Source organism: Mycobacterium appelbergii (assembly GCF_032883035.1).
Taxonomy (GTDB): Bacteria; Actinomycetota; Actinomycetes; order Mycobacteriales; family Mycobacteriaceae; genus Mycobacterium; species Mycobacterium appelbergii.
Genome location: NZ_JAMQTH010000014.1, coordinates 206,286 through 229,301, shown reverse-complemented (window position 1 = coordinate 229,301; position 23,016 = coordinate 206,286). Strand labels below are relative to the sequence as shown.

General features: G+C 66.5%; 18 protein-coding genes. 12 read left to right on the top strand and 6 right to left on the bottom strand.

From position 1 onward, the window contains the following. Positions 1-68 precede the first annotated feature (68 nt). The 4 genes from M1247_RS28535 (at position 69) to M1247_RS28520 (ending at position 4,151) form a co-directional block, all read left to right on the top strand. The gene (locus tag M1247_RS28535; RefSeq protein ID WP_317159765.1) at positions 69-1,166 is read left to right on the top strand and encodes an ABC transporter ATP-binding protein; all 1,098 of its coding nucleotides are present in this window, start codon (positions 69-71) and stop codon (positions 1,164-1,166) included. Positions 1,167-1,240: 74 nt separating this feature from the next. Next, positions 1,241-2,209, top strand: coding sequence for a dihydrodipicolinate synthase family protein (locus M1247_RS28530; RefSeq protein ID WP_317159764.1), 969 nt, complete (start codon positions 1,241-1,243; stop codon positions 2,207-2,209). Between the two features lie 55 nt (positions 2,210-2,264). Then, positions 2,265-3,041 (top strand): enoyl-CoA hydratase/isomerase family protein, encoded by a 777-nt coding sequence (locus M1247_RS28525; protein WP_317159763.1) that lies wholly within the window; start codon positions 2,265-2,267, stop codon positions 3,039-3,041. A gap of 72 nt (positions 3,042-3,113) precedes the next feature. Continuing rightward, positions 3,114-4,151 carry a LacI family DNA-binding transcriptional regulator gene (locus tag M1247_RS28520; protein WP_317159762.1) on the top strand — a complete coding sequence of 346 codons (1,038 nt, stop codon included), beginning with the start codon at positions 3,114-3,116 and terminating at the stop codon, positions 4,149-4,151. A gap of 443 nt (positions 4,152-4,594) precedes the next feature. On the opposite strand, the gene M1247_RS28515 is transcribed toward M1247_RS28520, so the two are convergent. Continuing rightward, positions 4,595-6,346, bottom strand: a complete 1,752-nt coding sequence (locus M1247_RS28515; RefSeq protein WP_317159761.1) for a hypothetical protein — start codon at positions 6,344-6,346, stop codon at positions 4,595-4,597. A 56-nt stretch (positions 6,347-6,402) separates the two neighbouring features. Here M1247_RS28515 and M1247_RS28510 point away from each other — a divergent pair, with 56 nt between their 5' ends. From M1247_RS28510 to M1247_RS28500, 3 genes are read left to right on the top strand one after another with little or no spacing between them, the layout of a single operon-like run. Beyond that, the gene (locus M1247_RS28510; RefSeq protein WP_317159760.1) at positions 6,403-7,344 is read left to right on the top strand and encodes a GDP-mannose 4,6-dehydratase; all 942 of its coding nucleotides are present in this window, start codon (positions 6,403-6,405) and stop codon (positions 7,342-7,344) included. Positions 7,345-7,385: 41 nt separating this feature from the next. Beyond that, positions 7,386-9,167, top strand: coding sequence for an N-acyl-D-amino-acid deacylase family protein (locus M1247_RS28505; RefSeq protein WP_317159759.1), 1,782 nt, complete (start codon positions 7,386-7,388; stop codon positions 9,165-9,167). A 1-nt stretch (position 9,168) separates the two neighbouring features. Beyond that, positions 9,169-9,750 carry a TetR/AcrR family transcriptional regulator gene (locus M1247_RS28500; protein ID WP_317159758.1) on the top strand — a complete coding sequence of 194 codons (582 nt, stop codon included), beginning with the start codon at positions 9,169-9,171 and terminating at the stop codon, positions 9,748-9,750. On the opposite strand, the gene M1247_RS28495 is transcribed toward M1247_RS28500, so the two are convergent. Genes M1247_RS28495 through M1247_RS28475 form a run of 5 tightly spaced genes read right to left on the bottom strand, consistent with a single transcriptional unit; the run spans position 9,740 to position 17,333 of the window. Further along, the gene (locus M1247_RS28495; RefSeq protein ID WP_317159757.1) at positions 9,740-10,081 is read right to left on the bottom strand and encodes a DUF2304 domain-containing protein; all 342 of its coding nucleotides are present in this window, start codon (positions 10,079-10,081) and stop codon (positions 9,740-9,742) included. The two genes, M1247_RS28500 and M1247_RS28495, sit on opposite strands and share 11 nt — an antisense overlap. Beyond that, positions 10,078-10,776 (bottom strand): polyprenyl-phospho-N-acetylgalactosaminyl synthase PpgS, encoded by a 699-nt coding sequence (locus M1247_RS28490; RefSeq protein ID WP_317159787.1) that lies wholly within the window; start codon positions 10,774-10,776, stop codon positions 10,078-10,080. Before M1247_RS28490 ends, M1247_RS28495 begins: the two co-directional genes overlap by 4 nt. A gap of 28 nt (positions 10,777-10,804) precedes the next feature. Further along, positions 10,805-12,085 carry a lipopolysaccharide biosynthesis protein gene (locus M1247_RS28485; RefSeq protein WP_317159756.1) on the bottom strand — a complete coding sequence of 427 codons (1,281 nt, stop codon included), beginning with the start codon at positions 12,083-12,085 and terminating at the stop codon, positions 10,805-10,807. Continuing rightward, positions 12,082-13,419: a M1 family metallopeptidase gene (locus M1247_RS28480; protein WP_317159755.1), complete on the bottom strand. Its 1,338-nt coding sequence runs from the start codon at positions 13,417-13,419 to the stop codon at positions 12,082-12,084. The genes M1247_RS28485 and M1247_RS28480 overlap by 4 nt, the downstream gene beginning before the upstream one ends. Continuing rightward, positions 13,416-17,333, bottom strand: a complete 3,918-nt coding sequence (locus tag M1247_RS28475) for a Pls/PosA family non-ribosomal peptide synthetase (RefSeq protein WP_317159754.1) — start codon at positions 17,331-17,333, stop codon at positions 13,416-13,418. Before M1247_RS28475 ends, M1247_RS28480 begins: the two co-directional genes overlap by 4 nt. 225 nt (positions 17,334-17,558) lie before the next feature. Here M1247_RS28475 and M1247_RS28470 point away from each other — a divergent pair, with 225 nt between their 5' ends. The 5 genes from M1247_RS28470 (at position 17,559) to M1247_RS28450 (ending at position 22,900) form a co-directional block, all read left to right on the top strand. Continuing rightward, positions 17,559-18,527 carry a TerC family protein gene (locus M1247_RS28470; protein WP_317159753.1) on the top strand — a complete coding sequence of 323 codons (969 nt, stop codon included), beginning with the start codon at positions 17,559-17,561 and terminating at the stop codon, positions 18,525-18,527. A 77-nt stretch (positions 18,528-18,604) separates the two neighbouring features. Continuing rightward, the gene (locus M1247_RS28465) at positions 18,605-18,988 is read left to right on the top strand and encodes a hypothetical protein (RefSeq protein ID WP_317159752.1); all 384 of its coding nucleotides are present in this window, start codon (positions 18,605-18,607) and stop codon (positions 18,986-18,988) included. Positions 18,989-19,083: 95 nt separating this feature from the next. Next, complete coding sequence (locus M1247_RS28460) at positions 19,084-20,682, top strand: aldehyde dehydrogenase (NADP(+)) (protein ID WP_317159751.1); 1,599 nt, start codon at positions 19,084-19,086, stop codon at positions 20,680-20,682. A 29-nt stretch (positions 20,683-20,711) separates the two neighbouring features. After that, on the top strand, positions 20,712-21,635 hold the full coding sequence (locus M1247_RS28455) for a 5-dehydro-4-deoxyglucarate dehydratase (protein WP_317159750.1): 924 nt from the start codon (positions 20,712-20,714) through the stop codon (positions 21,633-21,635). Next, complete coding sequence (locus tag M1247_RS28450; protein ID WP_317159749.1) at positions 21,635-22,900, top strand: glucarate dehydratase family protein; 1,266 nt, start codon at positions 21,635-21,637, stop codon at positions 22,898-22,900. The genes M1247_RS28455 and M1247_RS28450 overlap by 1 nt, the downstream gene beginning before the upstream one ends. Positions 22,901-23,016 lie beyond the last annotated feature (116 nt).

Genomic DNA, 23,016 nt, shown 5'->3' with positions numbered 1-23,016 from the left:
AGATGCCACTAGTTCGTGTACGAAACCTCCGCCGGGCGTATCAGTCCCATGGCACCACCACGGTGGCCGTGGACAACCTGGATCTGACGCTCGAGCGCGGCGAGTTCATCTGTCTGCTCGGACCCAGCGGGTGTGGGAAGACCACGACGCTCCGGGCCATAGCGGGGTTGGAGACGCCGACGAGCGGTGTGATCGAAATCGGTGACCAGGTCGTCTTTTCGTCGGAGTCCGGCGCCTATGTTCCGCCTGAACGGCGCGGACTGGGAATGGTGTTTCAAACGTACGCAGTCTGGCCACACATGACCGTCGCCGAAAATGTTGGCTTCCCGCTGCGTCACGGGATTGGCAAACGCGACAAGGCTCGGCATGGAGAAGTTGATGATCGTGTTGGGCGAATGCTGGAGTTGATGGACTGTACGCATCTTGCCCGGCGGTACCCCTCCGAACTCAGTGGTGGGCAGCAGCAACGTGTTGCATTGGCGCGCACACTGGTCTACGAGCCGGACCTTCTGCTCTTTGACGAACCGCTCAGCAACCTTGATGCGAAGCTTCGGGAGCGGATGCGGTTCGAGTTGCGAGAACTCCAGCAGCGCATCGGTTTTGCCGCCTTGTATGTCACACACGACCGCGAGGAGGCGTTGTCGCTCTCTGATCGCATTCTGGTGATGCGTGATGGCGCCGTCGTCCAGGCGGGTACTCCCGAAGAGATCTACGAACGGCCGGTCAATGAATTTGTGGCGGATTTCGTCGGGCCGGTCAATCTGCTTCCCATTTCTGATCTTCGGCAGGACAGCGACCGGGTGGTGGCCAAGACCGAACTCGGGGAGGTCAGGTGCACCACAACGTCAGATCCGCTCCCAGGTGCCGGGAAGTCATCGGTCCTCGTTCGTCCCGGGGCTCTCAAGATCGAGACGCACGGCGATTCCGGCCCCAACAGTTGGAGGGCACGGGTCAAGCACAGGACTTATCTCGGCTCTCAGGTCACCTACTCCCTTCAAGTGGGGCAGGTGGACCTGATCGCCACGGTCTCGGCGGAGAACCGGACCGATCGTGACTGGGTGCAGGTGACTGCGCCGCCTGAGGTGTGCCGCATCGTCGCCAGTGCTCAGTCGAGCAGACAGCCTGCTCCGGGCGGAAACCTGGTCACCACCGACGTTGGGGCATGAGTTTTGATCGTGTGCACCATCGACGCTGCACCCGGTCCTTCCCGATTATGTTCGAATAACAAGGAGATTTCGTGATGAACGAGGCAGAGCCAACTGGGCTTTATCCCGCGACGGTAACGCCGTTTGCCAGCAGTCTGGAGATCGATTTTCCGGCGTTGGAATCACATCTGGGTGCAACAGCGGCAGTCGATGGTGTCCGTGGCCTGGCCGTCAACGGACACCTGGGTGAGCTTCTCACGCTGAACGCCCGGGAGCGCGCGGAAGTGATCACCGTAGCGAAGAAGAACTGCACCCAGGATCAGACGGTGTACAGCGGTATTTTCGGTTACCACGCTGAGGATCTGGTGGAACAGGGTCTGCAGGCCAAAGCCGCCGGCGCAGACGGTCTGCTGGTCCTGCCGCCGGTGGACGTGCGGCCGTACCGTCGGCTTGCATCGAATGCTGAATCAGTGCTGCACTTCTTTTCCGAGCTGGATAGGCGAGTCGGCTTGCCGATGATCGTTCACCAGTATCCGGCTTACACGGGTTCGGCGTACTCGCTCGATGTGTTGTCGCGATTGGTTGAAGTTGATCATGTGGTAGCCGTCAAGGCCGCTTCAGTTGATATCACGGATTACACCGAACTATGGGACCTGCTGTCAGAAAAGACGCGTGTCCTCATCGCTACTGATGCGCCGGGGATGTTGGGCATGCTCCTGCACGGTTCGCACGGTGCCCTGATCGGCATTGGTGCGATCCAGCCGAGGCTGTGGGCGGACTTGCTGCAACTCGTCGAGAAGGATCGGTTGGAACACGCCCGGGATCTTTTTGTCCGGTCGTGTCTTCCTCTGATGGATGCTGTCTTCGAAAATCAAGTCCCACGGGGATTGGCGAGTGAAGCGAGTGCGACAAAGGAGGCACTGGTCCAACTGGGGCAGATTCCGTCTTCTCGAGTGCGTATGCCTGCGGTGCAAGTCTCAGCTCAGCGCAAGCAGAACATTCGTACTGCCCTGGAGCGCGCTGGTCTGTTGGAATACGAGCACAGCGACCCGGTGAGTCTGTGAGCGATGTGCCGATCTTCGTTTTATTCGCCAAACCTTGTCGTGAAGGAGCAGGCACGTGCCCGTTGATGTGGTGGTAAACGATGGTGTCGCCGAGATTACGTTGAATCGACCCGAGGCGCTCAACGCGATCGATGCGCAAATGCGACGTGATTTGCGTGAGGCGTGGCAGCGAGTCGGCTGTGACGACGACATCCGCGTAGCGCTGGTGACAGGGGCCGGGACCAAGGCTTTCTGCGCTGGGGCCGACTTGAAGCGCACCATGCCTCCTCCTGAGAGTTTTGCCGAGCTGACTTTCGGTTCGGCGGAGTCCAACCATCTTCTCGCGGGGATGGACATTGATAAGCCCATCGTCTGCGCAATCAACGGTTACGCCATCGGCGGGGGAATGGAGATGGCCTTGGCCTGTGACATCCGGCTCGCGTCGTCCAATGCTGAGCTGGGTCTCGCAGAGGTTCGGCACGGCACGATCCCGGGGGGAGGCGGCACCCAGCACCTGCCGCGGGCCATACCGCAGTCTGTCGCGATGCAGTTGCTCTTGACCGGCGACCGCATCGACGCCGCCAAGGCGCTGGCATGTGGTCTGGTGAGCGAAGTGGAAACGCCCGAGAGATTGCTTCCGCGAGCGCGGGAAGTGGCCGACCGTATCGCGCGCAATGGACCTCTGGCGGTGCGTGCTATCAAGCGGGTTGTTCGCGAGGGCATGGCGATGCCGTTGGCTTCAGCACTTGAACTGGAGCTGTTCGTGTGGGGAAGTCTGCGGGACACGAAGGACAGAATCGAGGGTCGTCGGGCCTTCGCTGAAGGGAGGGTCCCGCAATTTCAGGGGCGATGAGAGTCGGCGATAGGCTCCCTCGGCCGGCACAGAGGGCTGGGAGGAAGCAGGGGTTCGGGAGGCAAGTTCGAGATGGCGCATCGTGAACGTCGCGTGAAGCAGGCAACCGTCATTGACGTAGCGGGCCGCGCAGGAGTCTCGGTGGCCACGGCCGCGAGAGCGCTGCGCGCGGAGCCGTCCGTGAACCAGGATTTGGCAGAGCGCGTGCGGGCCGCCGCCGCTGAGTTGAACTATGTTCCGAACATCGTGGCCCGTAACCTGCGCCGCGGCAGTGGTAACACCGTGGGATGCGTCGTCGGCGACATGCTGGACCCTTATTTCGGAGAAATCGCCGAATCGGTGACGGTCAGAGCCGAAGAGGCGCATTCGATGTTGGCGATCGTTTCCAACATGCAGCGGTCCGCCAAGCTCGAACTGGATCAGTGCCGGCGCCTGTGGGAGCAGCGTGTCGACGGTTTGATCATCGCTGGCGGGGGCTTTGACCAGATCACGTATGCCAAAGAGTTTGAGGCTTTGGTGAAGCAGATAACCGCATCTGGCGTGGTTGTCGTGACCATGTCTCCTCGGCTTGAAGGTGTCCCGTCCTTCACCGCCGACAACGAAGCAGTTGGCAAGCTCATGGCTGAGCACATCGTCAGCTTCGGGCACGAACACGTGGGCATCGTCACGGGTGCGCCGAGGAGCGAGACAACGATCCAGAGGTTGCGCGGCATGGAGAACGCACTGCGCAGTGCTGGTGTGCAGGTGCACGTCAGACACGCCGAATACTTCCCGGAATCCGGTCGGGCGGCGACCGAGCAGTTGATGACAGATCATCCGAAAGTCACCGCGATCCTGTCCGCAGCCGACTCCATGGCCGTCGGCGCCATCAGTGGGGTGCATGCCGTGGGCAAGCGGGTCCCGCAGGATGTTTCGGTGATGGGCCTCGGCCACACCAGGCTGTCGTTGTACTCACAACCCACCCTGACCACCGTGGACGTTCACCTCGCTGCTCATGCGCGCGCTGCGGCGGACTACATCGCGGCCGTCGTTCGCGGCCGGGAGCCGGATGAATACCTTCCCGCGGCGCCGACTCTGGTCGTCGGGGCGTCGGTTGACGTCCCACCATAAGGCCGTGCGGGCGGTGATCTCACTGCCATAGTCGAAGTCATGACGCACTCATCAATGCCGGTGACAGCGAGACAGCGACGATGCTGGCCGGATTGATCGTCAACAGCGGTGGGACGCGCCGCCCGGCGAGAAACCAGATCTAGCGGGGAAAGACCTCGCCCATCGTGCGGACCAGACCATGGGTCAGGGCGGCCGCTCCCGTGGATAGCAAGGCCAGTGCCAATCCCAGGGTGGGGAGCATGGGCGGATCGTGCAGGCTGGTGAACATCGCGTCCGACAGTCCGAGTGGCCAACCGAGGAACCACGACAGACGTGTGATGTCCTACGGGAGAGTGGCCAGGACTGCCAGCCAGACAAGGCGCCGTCCCCCGGTAATGACTTGACCATGTTATCGACCCAGGTGCGGGTGGTGTCGAGGATTTACGCCCGCGGTCACCCTGCGGCTACCTCGGTGCCAGGAATCCGACGGGTCCGGGGGAGATGCACACCGACAGGGCGGCGGTGTTGGCGCGCACGTTGATCGCGGTGCCGGCTCCCGGGAGTCGGACGTATACGCGGTTGAGCCCGGGGTGCACGGGCACCTTGGCTTCCGGACCGTCGGCCAGGGACATGGTCAGTGAGCCATCGCTGTTGGCCAGGTAGTTGATCTCGGCGGTCCAGTCGGCGGGCAGCAGCGGCCCGTCCAGGGGCATCTGCACCGGGAAGTCCGGCTGCACCAGGTACCCGCACTGCGGTGCCGGGCCCTCGGTGAGGGCACGCACCCAGGTCACCTGCGCGTTGACCAGGTGACCGTTGCGGTCGAACATGCGCAGTTCGGTTGTCGCCGGGGCGAATTCGGGCCTGGCCCGGACCAGGGCGAACATGTGGCTGGCCAGATTCTCGGGGTGGGCCACCCGCTGCAGCACGAGCGGGTCGACTTCCTGGTCCAACTGCGGCGCCGCCGAGGCCATCGCCAGCCCGGCCTGGGCGTTCTGCAGATAAGACTGGGCGGGGTTGTCCCGCCACACCCGCAGGAACGTCAGCGTCGAAAACAGGCTGCTGGCCACGAAAGCCGCGGCCAGACAGACTGTTACAACAGTGCGGGGCACTGAAGCGTCCAGCCGCGGGGACTTTCGGTTGGGCGCACACAACCCCACGGCCGCCAGCAGTGTCAGCACCACCACCAGGTCCGGGAGGTATCGCAGTGCCTGTGCCAGTTCGAGTGCGGTGAACTGCGATGAGCGCATCAGGTAGATGGGCACCTGGCAGGCGATCGCGTAGCCCAGCGCCACCGCGAGTACGGGCCAGATTCGCTGTTTGCGGACCAGCGCCACCGCCACCACAGCCGCCAGGCCTATCCAGCCCAGCACCATCACGCTCACCGGCGGGGTCGCCCACGGCGAGGCCGGGGCCCAGCGTTGCCACGACCACGGCCCGCCGACCAGGCCCGGGACGATGCCATGGGTCACCGACCGGCTCAGCAGATCCCAGGTCATCGAGAGGTCGAAACTCCACCGCTTCTGGTCGACGACAACGAGATACACCCCGATCCAGGCGAGCGTCAGTGCCAGCGAACCCGTCCAGAACCGGATTCCGCGGCGCCACACGTCGCCCAGACCGAACGACCCGGTCACGTAGCCCAGCAGCGCCACCACCGCGAATGCGACGAACGGAATCACCGCGGCCTTCTCGAAGAACAACAACCCGCCGAAGTACACCAGCAGCCCGGTGATCGCGTACCGAGACGACCCGGTGCGGACCAGCAGCACCACCTCGGCGCACACCCATGCCATCGCGGTCAGCATCGGCAGCGAGTTGAGCGCGGCCGCCCACCAGGCGAAGCCCGGCACACCCAGCGGGGTGAACAATGCGAACGTCAACGGCAGCAGCAGTACCGGACGCCAGCCCAGGATCACCCACAGCGCCCGCAGCAACGCCAGCGAGGCCAGCAGCTGCAGCACGATCAGGCTCAGCGCAGGCAGCACCCAGTTCAACGGGGCCAGCCGCGTGATCACCCCGGATATCAGGAACGCGGCAGGCATGACGTGGCCGTCGTGATCGTCGAACAGGAATGACGGGGACAGCAGATCCTGGGTACCGGCGCGCCCGACCAGGATGAGGTCGTCCCAGTAGAAGTAGCCGCCGAACGCCAGCACTGCCCGGACCACCAATTGCAGCACGATCAGCGCAGCAGCGGTGCGGGCGACCCAGTTCACTCTTGCCGACTGTACGGACCGAGCGGGTCCATAGCCGCCGTCGGTATGGTGTGCCCGTGCGAACACTGGTGACCGGAGCGGCAGGCTTTATCGGATCGACGCTGGTGGACCGGCTGCTGTCCGATGGGCACAGAGTCATCGGACTTGACGACCTCAGTTCGGGGCGCGCGGAGAACATGACCGGCGCGGAGGCAAGCGACGACTTCGAGTTCGTGAAGGCCGACATCGTCGACGCGGACCTGTCGGGCCTGCTCGCCGAGACCAGACCCGAGGTCGTCTTTCATCTGGCGGCCCAGATCTCGGTGAAGCGCTCGGTAGATGACCCGCAGCGCGATGCCACGGTCAATGTCGTCGGCACCGTCCGGCTGGCTGAGGCCGCGCGTCGGGCCGGCGTGCGCAAGATCGTGCACACCTCATCGGGCGGCTCGGTCTACGGCACCCCGCCGACGTACCCGACCAGCGAGGACATCGCGACCGACCCGGCCTCGCCATATGCCGCGGGCAAGGTCGCCGGCGAGGTGTACCTGAACATGTATCGCAACCTGTACGACCTGGACTGCTCGCACATCGCGCCCGCCAACGTCTACGGCCCGCGGCAGGATCCGCACGGCGAGGCGGGGGTGGTGGCGATTTTCGCCCAGGCTCTGCTGGCCGGGCGTGCGACCAAGATCTTCGGCGACGGCACCGACACCCGGGACTACGTCTACGTCGACGATGTGGTGGACGCGTTCGTGAAGGCGTCGGGAACCCACGGCGGTGGGCAGCGCTTCAACGTCGGCACCGGGGTGGAAACCTCGACACGCGAACTGCATTCGGCCATCGCCACGGCGGTCGGGGCGCGGGATGAGCCGGAGTTCCATCCGCCGCGGTTGGGGGATTTGCGACGCTCCAAGCTGGACATCACCCGGGCGCGCGAGGTGCTGGGCTGGCAGCCGCACGTCGAGCTGGGACCGGGTATCGAGAAGACGGTTGATTTTTTCCGCAACAATCCCCGGTAGAAAAGATTGTGAGTACTCACTTTTAGCGCTAGCGTGACGTCATGCCCTATGACGTGATCGTCCGCAACGGCCTGTGGTTCGACGGCACCGGCAGCCCTCCAAAGGTCCGCACGCTGGGCATTCGCGATGGCGTGGTGGCCGCCGTGTCGGTCGATCCCCTCGATGAGACCGGCTGCCCCGATGTCATCGACGCGGCGGGAAAGTGGGTGGTCCCCGGATTCATCGACGTGCACACCCATTACGACGCCGAGGTCCTGCTCGACCCCGGCCTGCGTGAGTCGGTGCGCCACGGCGTCACCACCGTCCTGCTGGGCATGTGCTCGCTGTCGACCGTCTACGCCGACACCGAGGACGCCGCCGACCTGTTCAGCCGCGTCGAGGCGGTGCCGCGCAAATTCGTGCTCGGCGCGTTGGAGAAGAACCGCACCTGGACAAATCCGGCCGAGTACATCGACGCCATCGACAGTCTGCCGCTGGGACCGAATATCAGCTCGCTGCTTGGCCATTCGGACCTGCGCACCTCGGTGCTCGGCCTGGACCGCGCCACCACCAGGGGCGTGACACCCACCGACGCCGAGCTGGAAACCATGGCAGAGAAGCTTGAGGAGGCAATGGATGCCGGCCTGCTCGGCATGTCCGGGATGGATGCCGCGATCGACAAACTCGACGGCGACCGGTTCCGGTCCCGCGCGCTGCCGTCGACCTTCGCGACCTGGCGCGAACGCAAACGGTTGATCAAGGTGTTGCGCAAGCGGGGTCGTGTGCTGCAGAGCGCCCCGAATGTCGCCAAGGCTCAGGAAGCCCTGAACTTCTTCTTGCAGAGCAGCGGTATGTTCGGCCGCCGCCGCGGGGTGCGGGTGAGCCTGCTGGTTTCGGCCGACGCCAAGTCCTCACCGGGGGCCGTCAAGGTTCTCGGCCCGGGCACCCGGCTGCTGAACCGGATCCTGGATGCCAAAGTCCGCTTCCAGCATCTGCCGGTGCCGTTCGAATTGTATTCGGACGGAATCGATCTGCCGGTGTTCGAAGAGTTCGGTGCCGGCACCGCGGCCCTGCACCTCAAGGACCAACTGGAACGCAACAAGCTGCTCGCCGACCCCGAGTACCGACACCGGTTCCGCAAGTCCTTTGACCGGCGCAAGCTCGGTCCCACCCTGTGGCACCGGGACTTTCACGACGCCACCATCGTCCAATGCCCCGACGGGACACTGATCGGCAAGAGCTTCGGCCAGATCGCGCAGGAGCGAGGCCTGCACCCGCTCGACGCCTTTTTGGACGTGCTCGTCGAGAATGGTGAACGAAATGTTCGATGGACCACGATCGTGGCCAACCACCGCCCCCGGCAGCTCGACAAGCTGGCCAAAGAGCCGTCCGTGCACATGGGGTTCTCGGATGCCGGTGCGCACCTGCGCAACATGGCCTTCTACAACTACGCGCTGCGGCTGCTCAAACGTGTCCGCGACGCACAGCTGGCCGGGCGTCCGTTTCTGACCACCGAACACGCGGTCTACCGGCTGACAGCCGAGGTTGCCGACTGGTTCGGTGTCGACGCGGGCACTCTGCGGGAAGGGGAGCGGGCCGATTTCGTGGTCATCGATCCGAAGGGTCTCGACGACGCGGTGGACGGCTATCACGAGGAGACGGTTCCCTTCTACGGCGGCCTGAGTCGCATGGTCAACCGCAACGACGACGCGATCGTGGCCACCGCGGTCAACGGGGCCGTGGTGTTCCGCAACGGGCAGTTCCGCGACGGCTATGGTAAGACCGTGAAGTCCGGCCGTTACCTGCGTGCGGGCGCTGACCGACGTGTGAAAACGCCTGTCTGACATGGCCAGAACCCAGCAGCAACGTCGCGAGGAAACCGTTGCCCGCCTGCTCGATGCCAGCATCGAGACCATCATCGAGGTCGGCTACGCCCGCGCCTCGGCGGCGGTCATCGCCAGGCGGGCCAAGGTTTCCGACGGTGCACTGTTCCGGCACTTTTCCACCATGGGTGACTTCATGGCGGCCACCGCCTATGAAGTGATGCGCAGGCAACTGGAGCTGTTCACCAAGCTGGTCACCGAGATCCCGGCCGAGCAGCCACCGTTGGAGGCGGTGCTGAGGATCGTCCGCGATGTCACGGCCAACGACACCAACACCGTGATGTATGAGCTGATGGTCGCCGCGCGTACCGACGAAAAGCTCAGGGCCACCCTGCAGGACGTCCTGTCCGAGTACGCCGCCAACATCTATGAGACCGCCACGTCGGTGCCCGGCGCCGACCAGTTCCCCGAGGATGACTTCGCCGCGGTGCTCGCCGTCCTCATCAATGCCTTCGACGGTGCCGCGATCGTGCGGGCGGTGTTGCCGCAGCCGGAGTTGGAGGATGCCCGGATCGGGTTGCTGACGACGCTGCTCAGTCGGTAGTGGGCACCCGGACGTTCTGCAGCGCCACCGCCCTGGCCAGCCTGGCGTAGCGCAGTTCGATGTCCTTGAACCGCATGTAGGTGCTGAGCGTGACGAAGGCGAACGCGATGATCAGCACGTACTCCATCAGATCGGTACCGCGTGTCACACCAAGCCAATTGGCCACCACGGTGGTGTCGTCGGGCCGCAGGATCGCGTAGATACCCGCGAACACGAACAGCACGTAACCGACCTTCACCCACGCTTTGGATCGGGCGCTGGTGCGCGAACGCAACAGGTACACCAGCAGCGCCAGCACTGACACGATCAACAGTGCCTGGATCCAGTTCATCGGGTAAGCCTCCTGCGTAACAGTCCGTCGAAGACGATGTTGACGCCGTTGAGCAGCGGTTGGCCCTTCGACTTCGAATAGTCGGTGTACAGGATCTCGACCGGTTCCTCGGCCACCCGCCAACGGTTTTCGTATGCCAGCGTGATGAACTCACCGGCGTGGCTCATCCCATTCATGGTGAGGTTGAGTGCGTCGGCGACCTTCTTGTTGAACACCCGCAGCCCGTTGTGCGCGTCGGTCAGCCCCAGCGCCCGGCTCTGCGGGCTCAGGAACGCCGCGGCGCGCAGGATGACCCGCTTCAACGCAGGTGTCTGGGTGACGGCTTGAATCTCCCGGCCGGCGAACCGGGTGCCGACGACGAGGTCGACGTCGTCGGAGTCGAGCCGGTCGATCATCCGGACCACGTCTTTGACCTGATGCTGGCCGTCGGCGTCGAAGGTGGCGAAGACGCGGGCACCGGGGCGGCTGCGCGCGTACTCCACGCCCGTCTGGATCGCCGCGCCCTGCCCCAGATTCACCGGATGGGGGACTACGTGCGCGCCCGCCGCCAGGGCAAGGGCGGCCGTGTCGTCGCGGCTGCCGTCGTCGACACACACCACGTGAGCGAATACCGAACGAACGTCAGCAATGACGTCGCCGATGCTGCTCGCCTCGTTGTAGGCGGGGATGACGATCCAAACGTCGTGGTAGGCCATGTCGATGGGCACCAAAATACACTGAAGCTCAATGTCGCGGCCGGAGCCGCTCCGAAGGGGCAGGTGCCTGCCGGGCAAGCGCGGTCAGATGCACCGCGATTCCCACCAGAGGGCCGCCCAGCAGGGCGATCACCGTGCGCGTCTCCAACGCCAGCGGCAGCAGCAGCAACCCGACCGCGGTGACGGTGGCGATGATCCAGCCGAGCGCGTATGCCCGGTGCAGCGCGGCGGCCACCGTCGCGGCACCCGTCAGCGTCAGCATCGCGATCGCCACGGCCGCCGCGGTCAACCAGGCCAGCAGTTCGCCCGCGGCGAGGTACTCCTCGCCGAACGCCACCCGCAGCAGCCACGGTCCGAGCACCCCGGCGGCCAGCACACCGATGGCGCCCAGGCCTGCCACCACTGTGGCCGGGACCAGCAGTGCGCGCAGGCGGGCGCTGCGCTGATCGACGAAATGGGCGATCAGATTGCCCTGCATCGCGGTCAGCGGCACCAGCAGCGGGGCCCGGGTCAGCGTCACCGCCAGGATCACCACGCCGCCGGTCGCGCCCAGATCGCCCGAAGTGGCCTTCAACAGCACCGGGAAGCCCATCACCAGAACGGCGCTGGCACCTGCGGCGGCGATCGAATGGGCGGTGCCGCGCAAGAAGGTCGCGGTGCCTCCCGAGGTGGCCAGCTGGGCCGCACTTCGTGACGCCGGAGACGTGAGCAGCATGATCAGCCACGCCACCGCGCCGGCTACGGTGGCCCACAGGAACCCGACGAGCCCCCAACCGAGCGCGAAGGTCGCCGCTGCCACCGCCACCCGGATACCGGCGTCGGTGACCATCAGGGCTCCGTATTCGGTCCACCGGTTCACCCCGGCCAGCATGCCGAGCAGGGTGGCGTGCAGGCAGAACCCGGCCAGTCCGATGCTGAGCAGCGCCACGCTCAGGGCTCGCGATTCGACGAACACCTGCGAGGCCCACAACGGTGAGCTCCCGGCGATCACCATCGCCGCGACGACACCCACCATCGCGGCCACCCGCATCGGATGGGTGTGGGGCTCGGCGGCCACCCCGGCGTACGGTGCCGAGCGGACTTCGCGGGTGGCCTCCTGCAACAGGCCGTTGGCGGCCCCGGTGACCAGACCGAACGCGCCCCAGAACACGCCGAAGACCGAAAACCCCTCCGGTTCGAGATCGCGGGCCGCCAGGTAGAGCACCGCGTAGCCGCAGATCGCGGTGATCGCGGTGGCGACGCCGACGCGGGCGACGCTGCCGCGGGTGACCGCGCCGCCGGCAGCAGGTAGGCCGCCACCGTCGGTCATAGCTCGGGCAGCGCTTTCGAATACAGCCAGGCCTGCCACAGCGGCTGCAGTGACTCGCTGGTGTATCCGGCGGCCAGCCCGGTGAAGTCACCGGTGAACGCGGTGCTGTGGCGGTAGCGCGTAGTCCAATCCTGCAGCAGCGCAAAGAATTTGTCGTCACCGAGGCGGCCGCGCAACGTGTGCAACGTCAGCGCCCCGCGTTTGTACACCCGGTCGTCGAACATGTCTTTCGGCCCCGGATCGGCCAGCAGCAGATCCTGCGGCGAATCGGCCAACCGCTGGTAGTAGCGGCGTGCCCAGTGCTCGGCGGTGGGCCCGCCGCTGTGCTCCGACCACAGCCATTCGGCATAGCAGGCGAAGCCCTCGTGCAGCCAGATGTCCCGCCAGCGGCGCGCTGTCACCGAATTGCCGAACCACTGGTGGGCGAGTTCGTGGGCGATCAACCGTTCGGCGTTGCCGTGCCCGTCGCAGTGGTTGGCCCCGAAGATCGAGATGCCCTGTGCTTCAAGGGGAATCTCCAGGTCGTCCTCGGTCACCACCACGGTGTAGCCGGTGGACAGCGGGTAGGGCCCGAACAGTTTGACGAACAGCTTCATCATCTGCGGTTGCCGGGCGAAATCGTGGTCGAACTCTCGCCGCAAACCCGGCGGCAACACCGCGTGCATCGGCACCGATGATTTGGCCAGCCGGTGACTGTCGTACATGCCGATCTGCAGCGTGATCAGGTAGCTCGAGGTCGGTTCGGCCTGCTCATAGGTCCACACAGTATGCCCGGCCCGGACCTTGCGTGACACCAGCTCGCCATTGGCGATCGCGCGGTACGGGCTGTCGGTGCTGATCTGGATGCGGTAGCTGGCTTTCGAGCTGGGATGGTCGTCGCAGGGGAACCACGATGCGGCCCCGTTGGGTTGTCCGGCCACCAGTGCCCCGTTGGAAAGCTCCTCGAAACCCACTTCACCCCAGTAGGAGTCGATCGGCCGCGGGTTCCCGTTGTAGCGCACCACCACCGACATCGCGGCCCCGGCAGGTAGTTCCGAGGACAGTGTGATGAGCAGTTTTCCGCCCGAACATCGGAACTGCGCGGGCCTGCGCCCGTTCACCGAAACCTTGGAGACGGTCAGCGCGTCGGACAGATCCAGGGTGAATACGCGCAGCGCGGCCAGCGTCACCGCGGTGATGGTGACCGATCCGGCCAGCCGGTTGATCGCCACCTTGTATTCGAGGTCGAGTTCATAGCGCGACACCCGGTAGCCGAAGTTGCCGTTACCGGGCAGGTAGGGATCGATGACAGGGGCGGGAAACGCCGCTTTTGCGGCCTTCTTCGATCGCGTCACGCGGCGGCGTCTTCTGTTTTCTTGGCCGACCCGGAGCTGCGTTTCTTACCGAACAGATTCCACGGGGCGATCGGATTGCCCTGCCAGCGTGTCGAGGCAGGCACCTCGTCGCCACGCATCACCAGCGAGCCCGGCCCGACGGTGGCGCCGGCGCCCAGCCGTGCGGCGGGCAGCGCCACGCAGTGCGGGCCCAGCGTCGAACCTTCTTCGAGCACAACAGTGTCCATCTGCATGATGCGGTCGTGGAAGAGGTGCGTCTGCACCACGCAACCGCGGTTGACCGTGGCCGCGGTGCCCAGGGTCACCAGGTCGGCCTCCGGCAGCCAGTAGGTCTCACACCAGACGCCCCGGCCGATCGAGGCGCCCAGGCCACGCAGCCAGAGGTTCATCACCGGGGTGCCGCTGGCGGCGCGGGCGAACCACGGGGCGGCGACGGTCTCGACGAACGTGTCCGACACCTCGTTACGCCACACGAACGACGACCACAGCGGATGCTCGACGGCGCGAATCCGGCCGATCACCAACCATTTCGCAATCACGGCGATCGTCCCGGCCACCGCCCCCGCGGCCAGCAACACCAGCCCGCTGGCCAGTGCGGCCCACAGGTAGCCGAACCGGACGGTCAGCGCCTGGGCTGCACCGAGCACCGCGATGCCGATGGCGAAGGTGATGATCACCGGGATCAGCCGGCAGGTCTCCACCGTGGCGCGCATGACCTTCAGCCGGTTTGACGGGTGGAAGGTACGCAGCACGTCGGTCGCGGTGGCGTTGCGGCGCAACCGGACCGGCGGGCTGCCCAGCCACGATGACCCCGCCTTGGCCTTGTGCGGGGTGGCGGACAGCACCGCGACCAATCCATCGTCGGGCACTTTCCGGCCGGGCTGGGTGATGCCGGAGTTGCCCAGGAATGCGCGTTTGCCGATGGTGGCTTTCGCGACATGGATCCAGCCGCCGCCCAGTTCGTAGGAGGCCACCATGGTGTCGTCGGCCAGGAAGGCGCCGTCCTGCACCTCGGTGAACTTCGGGGTGAACAGCGCCGTCGAAATCTCGGTTCCCGCCCCCACTTTCGCGCCGAGCAGGCGTAGCCAGCCCGGGGTGAGCAGGCTGGCGTAGATCGGGAACAGATAGTTGCGGGCGGCGTCCATGAGCCGCTCGGTGGCCCACAGTTGCCAGCCCACGCGGCTGCGCACCGGGTGGTAACCCTCGGACAGGCGCAGCGACAGCACCCGCACGCCGATCACGGTCAGCACGGCGTAGCTGACCAGTGCCGCCAATGCTGCAACGGGCGTCCAGGCCAGGGCGGGCAGGATCGCCTCGACCGGTGACGTGGTGTTGTGGATGCCCCAGCCGATCACTGCGAGCCCGACGGCCAGTGCGGTCAGCGGCAAGCTGCCCAGCAGGATCGAGGTCATCCCGTAGACCACCACCCACACCGGAGCGCGATGCGGTCGGTGGTCCGGCCACGGGTGACGCGCCTTGCCGGATTTCACCGCTGGTGAGCCCCGCCAGAACTGGCCGTTCTTGACCTTTCCGATCACCGCCGAACCGGGCGCCACGTCCGCGTTCTTACCGACGCTGGCGCCGGGCAGCAGTGTGGAGCGCGCGCCGATGGTGGCGTCGTTGCCCACCGACACCGGCCCGACGTGGAACAGGTCACCGTCGATCCAGTGCCCGGTCAGATCCACCTCGGGTTCGATCGAGCAGCGGTGGCCGAGCTTGAGCATCCCGGTCACCGGGGGCGCCGAGTGCAGGTCGACGCCCTTGCCGACGGTGTTGCCCAGCGCGCGGGCGTAGTAGACCATCCACGGCGCACCGGCCAGGTTCTCCGCGCCGCTGGCATCGGCCAGCCGCTCGGCGATCCACACCCGCAGGTGTACCGGGCCGCCGCGCCGGTAGGTTCCTGGCTCCAGCCCGCCCAGCAGCATCCGGGCGCACAGCACCGCGATGCCCATCCGGCCCAGCGGGGTGATGAACAGCACAAATCCGCCCAGCAGCCACCACCAGTTGACGGGCACCGCCCACGGCACCAGCCCCACGGTGGCGGCGAGGTTGTTCAGCAGCGCCAGCCACACCACCCACTGCACGCCGGTCAGCGTGGCCAGCGGGAGGGACAATGCCACCTGCGCGGCCTGGGTGAACCGCGGCGTTGGTCTGACCATCCGGGTCTGCGCCCGCGGCGGCGGCTTGAGTTCGTCCAGGTACCCGGCCAGCGAGCCGAGGCGGGGGTGATCGTAGAGATCGGCCACGGTCACCTGCGGGTAGCGCTGCCGCAACGCCGCCACCAGCTGCGCCGCCGAGAGCGAGCCGCCCCCGAGTGCGAAGAAGTCGGCCTCCGGCCCGTCGATCGGCGCGGCAAGCACGTCGTGCCACAGGCCGGCCAGCCAACCCGTGGTGCCGCTGAGTTCGGGGGCGCCCTGCTCGGGGTTGCCGGGGGGCGGCCAGGGCAGCGCGTTGCGGTCCACTTTGCCCGACGTGCGCGTGGGCAGGTCGTCGAGCAGCACGAGGCGGGGCACCAGCGCGGCGGGCAGCGATTCGGCCAGCGTGGCGCGGGCGGCGGCCAGGTCGAACTCCGGGTCGGTACTGGCGATATAGCCGACCAGCAGCGGGGTCCCGCTGGCAGTTTTGCGTACCGCGGCAGCGCCACCGCTGACACCGGGCAGGTTCACCAGCGCGGAATCCACCTCGCCGAGTTCGATGCGGCGTCCACCGACCTTGACCTGGTCATCGGCGCGACCCTGGAAATACAGCCCGTCGGATTCCAGCCGCACCAGGTCACCGCTGCGGTACGCGCGGCTCCAGCCCAGGGTCGGCATGGGTGCGTACTTCTCGGCGTCCTTGTCCGGGTCGAGGTAACGGGCCAGGCCCACGCCGCCGATGACCAGTTCCCCGATCTCACCGAGGGCTACCGGCAGTTCGTCCTTGTCGACGACCGCCAGGTCCCAGCCGGCCAGCGGCAGCCCGATGCTCACGGGGCTGAGGCCGTCGAGGGGGGCGGCACAGGCCACCACGGTCGCCTCGGTGGGCCCGTAGGTGTTCCACACCTCGCGGCCGTCCACCGCCAGCCGTTGGGCGAGTTCGGGTGGGCAGGCCTCGCCGCCGAAAATGAGCAGCCGCACGGCCTCCAGCGCCTCGGCAGGCCACAGCGCGGCCAGGGTCGGCACCGTGGACACCACGGTGATGTCGCGGCTCACCAGCCACGGACCGAGGTCCATGCCGCTGCGCACCAGCGACCGTGGCGCCGGAACGAGGCAGGCGCCGTGCCGCCACGCCAGCCACATCTCCTCGCACGACGCGTCGAACGCCACCGAGAGGCCGGCCAGTACCCGGTCACCCGGGCCAAGAGGGTTGTCCCGCAGAAAAATCTCCGCTTCGGCATCAACGAACGCCGCGGCGTTGCGGTGCGTCACCGCAACACCTTTCGGGGTACCGGTCGATCCCGAGGTGAAAATGATCCAGGCGTCGTCGCGGCCGAGTGGCGCGGCGGCGCGCCAGCCCCGCGATGAACCGGGTCCGCGCACGAGGCCGGCCTCGGTGATCACACCGACCACATTGGCTTCGCCGAAAACCAGGTCGGCGCGCTCGTCGGGATCATCGGCGTCCACCGGAACGTAGGCTGCACCGGCAGCCAGGGCGGACAGGATCGCGACGTAGAGCGCATAGCTGCCCGACGGCATCCGGATGCCGATCCGGTCCCCGCGGCCGATGCCGCGGGCGGCCAGCCAGGCCACGCTGTCGTCGACGTCGGCGACCAGCTCGGCGTAGGTGAGCTGAACGGTGCCGTCGTCCAGTGCCGGCGCATCTGGGAAGCGGTAAGCGGTGTCACGCAGGATGTCGATGAGAGTGCGCGGCTCGGGGGCGGATGGGGAGAGCACGTACTGGGCGGGAATCCGGTTCCCGTCGTCCGCAGCTGTCACGACTACAAACTACTAAGCCCGGGTGAACACGGCTGAGCGCGTGTGCGGCGCGCCCGGTGCGATTTCGGTTCGCGGTCGGTGTCAGGCACACTTGTCGGCGGAGGGGAGTATTCCTTCGCTGCGGTGTCGTCATCACGTCGGTCGCCAGTAACCGATCGGTGCCGCAGGCCGGCCCAGTCGCCGGTGGAAGAGACCTCCGGCGTGTTCGGCGACCGGAGGTAATTGATGCAGGTAACTCAGCTCGAATGGATCATCACGCTCAGCGTGACGATCGCGGTGTTGCTGTTCGACGTGATCGTGATCGGACGGCGGCCACACGAACCGTCGACGCGTGAGACCGCGACCTATCTGTCGATCTACATCGGCCTTGCAATCGCGTTCGGGCTGTGGGTCTGGTTCTTCCACGGCAGCCAGTTCGGGCTGGAGTTCTTCGCCGGTTGGCTCACCGAATACAGCCTGTCGGTGGACAACCTGTTCATCTTCCTGATCATCATGGCCAGCTTCAAGGTGCCGAGGATCTATCAGCAGCAGGCATTGCTGGTCGGCATCATCCTGGCGCTGATCTTCCGCGGCATCTTCATCGCACTCGGTGCAGTGGCCATCAACGAGTTCTCGTGGGTGTTCTATATCTTCGGCGCGTTCCTGGTGTACACCGCGATCAACCTGGTCCGCGACACCGACCATGACGACGACGGCGACAACGGCGTGGTGCGGTTCGCCCGCAAGCACCTGCGGACCACCGACAAGTGGGACGGCCTGAAGTTGTGGGTGCATGAGAACGGCGCGAGGTTGATGACGCCGATGTTCCTGGTGATCGTCGCGCTGGGCACCACCGACCTGTTGTTCGCGCTGGACTCGATCCCCGCCATCTACGGGCTCACCCAGGAGCCCTACCTGGTGTTCACGGCCAACGTGTTCGCGCTGATGGGTCTGCGTCAGCTGTACTTCCTGCTGGGCGATCTGCTCAAGCGGTTGGTGTACCTGTCTCAGGGCCTGGCGTTCATCCTCGCGTTCATCGGGGTGAAGTTGGTGCTGCACGCGCTGCACGAGAACGAAGTGCCGTTCATCAACGGTGGTGAGCCGGTGCACGTGCCGGAGATCCCGACGCTTGCCAGCCTCGGGGTGATCATCGTGACGCTGGCCATCACCACGGCCGCCAGCCTCTACAAGACCCGGGTCCGCGACGCCACGTAAACGGTTTGGATTCCGCCTGAGCGCAACCATGGGCGGCCCTGACAGGTCGGCCTACTGTGGCCAGGGTGCGGCTATTCGTGGCAGATGCAGGGGACTGGGCCGAGCTGACCGACGGTGAACTGCCGACGGTGCGGGTTTCGGCACCTGACCTGGCGCAGGCGCGCCGCAAGCGGGTCGGTATCCGGGCCGAGGACGACGGTGTCTCGGTGATCCTGGATGTCACCGTTGCGGTGGCCGCCGACTACCGGTCGGCCCGGCGCCTGTCGATGGCCGGTGCGGACGGCGCGGTGCGCTACGTCGGTACGGTCGACGGGCTGGCCGGGCTGATCGCCGACATCGAGGCGGCCGGGGTTGCCGACGGTGTGACGCTCATCTCCGCGGCGCCGGATCAGACATTGCGCGCCCTGGGCGACGATGTGCTGCGGCGGCTCCAATTGCGCGGTCAACCGAGGGCCTCGTAACCCAGGGCAGATAGGCGCCTACTAATCCAATTAGTGGATTAGTAAGCCGTAAATTTGACTTGGACATGTATTTATCGGGGTCGTACGGTGCCACTATGACATCCATGGTGCAGACGACAGACCTGACCGGACAGATGTTGATCGCAGGGGCGCCGGTACGCGGCGCGGGCGCTCAGATCCGGGGAATCGACCCGCAGACGGGTGCGACGCTCGAACCGGCCTATGCCTATGGCGACGCGTCACACGTCGAAGCCGCGTGCGCTGCGGCCGACGACGCGTTCCGCGCGTACCGCTCCACGACGGCCGAAACCCGGGCCCGGTTCCTCGAGGCGATCGCCACCAACCTCGAGTCGATCAGCGACGCCCTCGTCGACCGCGCGCACGCGGAGAGCGGGCTGCCCCGCCCCCGGCTCACCGGTGAGGTCGGGCGGACCGCAGGGCAACTCCGACTGTTCGCCGGTGTGTTGCGCGAAGGCGGCTGGAACCAGGCCCGCATCGACCCCGCGCTGCCCGACCGAACTCCGTTGCCGCGCCCCGATATCCGGGCGCGCAGCGTGCCGCTGGGCCCCGTCGCGGTGTTCGGCGCCAGCAACTTCCCCCTCGCGTTCTCGGTGGCCGGCGGTGACACCGCCTCCGCGCTCGCCGCCGGCTGCCCCGTCGTGGTCAAGGCGCACGACGCCCACCCCGGCACCTCAGAACTGGTCGGTCGCGCCATCGCCGAGGCCGTCGCATCGGCCGGGCTGCCTGCGGGCACGTTCTCGCTGCTCTACGGGTACGGCCCGGACCTCGGCGCAGCCCTGGTCACGGACCCGCGCATCAAGGCCGTGGGCTTCACCGGATCCCGGGCCGGCGGCATGGCACTGGTGTCCGCCGCTGCGGGCAGGTCGGAACCCATCCCGGTGTACGCCGAGATGAGCGCCGTCAATCCGGTGTTCCTGCTGGGCGGTGCGCTTGCCAGCCACGGCGCCGACCTGGGTCGCGCGTTCGTCGGCTCCCTCACCCTGGGCTCCGGACAGTTCTGCACCAACCCCGGCCTGGTGATCGCGGTGGACGGGCCCGACCTGGACACCTTCGTGGCCGCGGCCGCCGAGGCCGTGGCCGCGGCAGCCCCGACGGCGATGCTGACCCCCGGTATCGCCGACACCTACCGCGACGGCGTGGCGGCGCTGCAGAACGAGGCCGAACTCGTCGCGCAGGGTACCGAGGCGCAAGGCCCGTCCGTGTCGTGCCGCGCAGCGCTGTTCACCACCGGCACCACCGCATTCCTGGGTTCAAAGGCGTTGCAGGCAGAGGTGTTCGGTGCATCCGGCGTGATCGTGCGCTGTGCTGACGCTGCCGAGATGAGTCGGGTCGCGAACCGCGTCGAAGGACAGCTGACCGCTACCATCCACGCCGACGAATCCGACTACGACGCCGCAGGTGAACTGCTCGAAGTACTGGAACTCAAGGCGGGCCGAATCCTGTTCAACGGCTGGCCGACCGGCGTCGAGGTCGGCCACGCCATGGTGCATGGTGGGCCGTTCCCGGCGACCTCCGATTCCCGCACCACCTCGGTGGGTGCCAGGGCGATCGAACGATTCCTGCGGCCGGTGTGCTACCAGGATGCCCCAAAGTCTCTGTTGCCCAGTGCTATTGCTGACGGCAACCCCGATGGCCTGTGGCGACGCGTCGACGGCCAACTCACCAAAGACTGACCGACCCCTACGTTAGAGGAGTAGAAGCAATGCTCGACGGTGTCCTGTTCTTCCCCGTCACACCACTCACGCCGACCGGCGAGGTGGACGTGGACCGACTCGCCCAGCACGTCGCCAAGGGTGTCGAAGCCGGCCCCGGCGGAGTCTTCATCGGCTGTGGCACAGGAGAATTCCACGCGCTGGACCCCGACGAGATGCGCGCCGTGGTGCGGACCGCCGTCGATGTGGTAGCCGGCCGGGTGCCGGTTTACGCCGGGGCGGGCGGGTCGCTGGCGTCGGCGAAGGCCTTCGCCAGGGTCGCCGCCGAATCGGGCGCCGACGGTCTGTTGCTGCTGCCGCCCTACCTGGTGGAAATGCCGCAGTCCGGCCTGGTGGCCTACACCCGCGAGGTCAGCTCCGTCACCGACCTGCCGGTTGTGGTCTACAACCGCAACAACGCACGCTTCACCGAAGACTCGGCCATCGAGGTGGCCCAGCTGCCCAACGTGGTCGGGTTCAAGGACGGCACAGGAGATTTCGATCAGGTCGGTCGCATTGTGCGTGCGGTGACCGATGCGCTGGCACCGACGGGCAAGCCCTTCCAGTTCTTCAACGGGCTGCCCACCGCCGAGGTCTCCCAGCAGGCCTACCGCGCCCTGGGGGTGACACTGTATTCGTCGGCCACCTTCGCCTTCGCCCCCGACGTGTCGCTGGCGTTCTACCAGGCACTGGAAACCGGCAACGAGCCGCTGACCGCCGCACTGCTGCGTGAGTTCTTCCATCCGCTGGTGCGGCTGCGTGACAAGGTGCCCGGGTACGCGGTGTCGTTGATCAAGGCCGGCGTCACGATGGAGGGGTTGCCTGCCGGGCCGGTACGGGCCCCGCTGATCGAGGCCAGCCCCGAGGATGTCGCTGAACTGGCCCGCATCCTGGCCGCCGGGCGTGCGGTGCTCGCCGACGCGCTCGTGCATTGATGGCACGCCACTCGATCCGCATCACCGGAGCGCGGATCACCCCGATCGCGTTCGCCGATCCACCGCTGCTCAACACCGTCGGCGTGCACCAGCCCTTTGCGCTGCGGGCGATCATTCAACTGGACACCGATGCGGGGCTGACCGGTCTGGGCGAAACCTACGCCGATACCGTGCACCTGGAACGGTTGCGGGCCGCAGCCGACGCCATCACCGGTCAGGATGTGTTTGCGCTCAACGCTATCCGCTCGGCCATCGGCGAGCGGCTGCGCGGTGACGACGCCGCGGTCGGGACCGCGGGCATGATCACCACCGCCAGCGCGCTGGACCAGGTGTTCTCACCGTTCGAGGTGGCGTGTCTGGACGTACAGGGTCAGGCGACCGGCAGGCCCGTATCCGATCTGCTCGGCGGCGCGGTCCGTGATGCCGTGCCGTTCAGTGCCTACCTGTTCTACAAGTGGGCCGCCCATCCCGGTGCGGAACCCGACAGTTGGGGTGAGGCGCTCGATCCGGACGGGATCGTGGCGCAGGCCCGTCGCATCATCGACGAATACGGGTTCACCGCAATCAAACTCAAGGGTGGGGTGTTCCCGCCCGAGGAGGAGATGGCGGCCATCGAGGCGCTGCGGACCGCATTCCCGGATCACCCGCTGCGGCTCGATCCGAACGCTGCCTGGACACCGCAGACCTCGGTGAAGGTGGCTTCGGGACTGGCCGGAGTGCTTGAGTATCTCGAGGATCCGACGCCGGATCTCGACGGCATGGCCGAGGTCGCCGCGCAGGCCCCGATGCCGTTGGCCACCAACATGTGTGTGGTGGCCTTCGACCAACTCGCGCCCGCCGTGGCGAAACAGTCGGTGCGGGTCGTGCTCTCCGATCACCACTACTGGGGTGGGTTACAGCGCTCCCGGCTTCTTGCCGGCATCTGCGACACATTCGGGCTCGGACTGTCGATGCATTCCAATTCGCATCTGGGCATCAGCCTGGCGGCCATGGTGCACCTGGCGGCGGCCACCCCCAACCTGACCTATGCGTGCGACACCCACTGGCCCTGGAAGACCGAGGACATCGTCAAGCCTGGGGTGCTGGAGTTCCGGGACGGTGCGGTGCCGGTTCCCGCGGCGCCCGGACTCGGCGTGGAGATCGACGAGGACAACCTGGCGTCGCTGCACGAGCAGTATCTGCGCTGCGGCATCACCGATCGCGACGACACCGGCTACATGCGCAGCATCGATCCTGCCTACCAGGCGCGGAGCCCGCGCTGGTAGCTCACAGCGGTGGTAGTGGAGCAGTCGAGATACGCCGGTATGTGCCGGACACGTACTGAATCGACGCCAAGCGTGGGTATTGTCTGAAGCGTCACTAAAGCAGGGTCAGCGCGACC

Coding starts and splice junctions, on each gene's coding strand:
- M1247_RS28530 (WP_317159764.1), top strand. CDS start 1,241: ATGAACGAGGCAGAGCCAACTGGGCTTTATCCCGCGACGGTAACGCCG.
- M1247_RS28520 (WP_317159762.1), top strand. CDS start 3,114: ATGGCGCATCGTGAACGTCGCGTGAAGCAGGCAACCGTCATTGACGTA.
- M1247_RS28505 (WP_317159759.1), top strand. CDS start 7,386: ATGCCCTATGACGTGATCGTCCGCAACGGCCTGTGGTTCGACGGCACC.
- M1247_RS28500 (WP_317159758.1), top strand. CDS start 9,169: ATGGCCAGAACCCAGCAGCAACGTCGCGAGGAAACCGTTGCCCGCCTG.
- M1247_RS28495 (WP_317159757.1), bottom strand. CDS start 10,081: ATGAACTGGATCCAGGCACTGTTGATCGTGTCAGTGCTGGCGCTGCTG.
- M1247_RS28490 (WP_317159787.1), bottom strand. CDS start 10,776: ATGGCCTACCACGACGTTTGGATCGTCATCCCCGCCTACAACGAGGCG.
- M1247_RS28485 (WP_317159756.1), bottom strand. CDS start 12,085: ATGACCGACGGTGGCGGCCTACCTGCTGCCGGCGGCGCGGTCACCCGC.
- M1247_RS28470 (WP_317159753.1), top strand. CDS start 17,559: ATGCAGGTAACTCAGCTCGAATGGATCATCACGCTCAGCGTGACGATC.
- M1247_RS28460 (WP_317159751.1), top strand. CDS start 19,084: ATGACATCCATGGTGCAGACGACAGACCTGACCGGACAGATGTTGATC.
- M1247_RS28455 (WP_317159750.1), top strand. CDS start 20,712: ATGCTCGACGGTGTCCTGTTCTTCCCCGTCACACCACTCACGCCGACC.
- M1247_RS28450 (WP_317159749.1), top strand. CDS start 21,635: ATGGCACGCCACTCGATCCGCATCACCGGAGCGCGGATCACCCCGATC.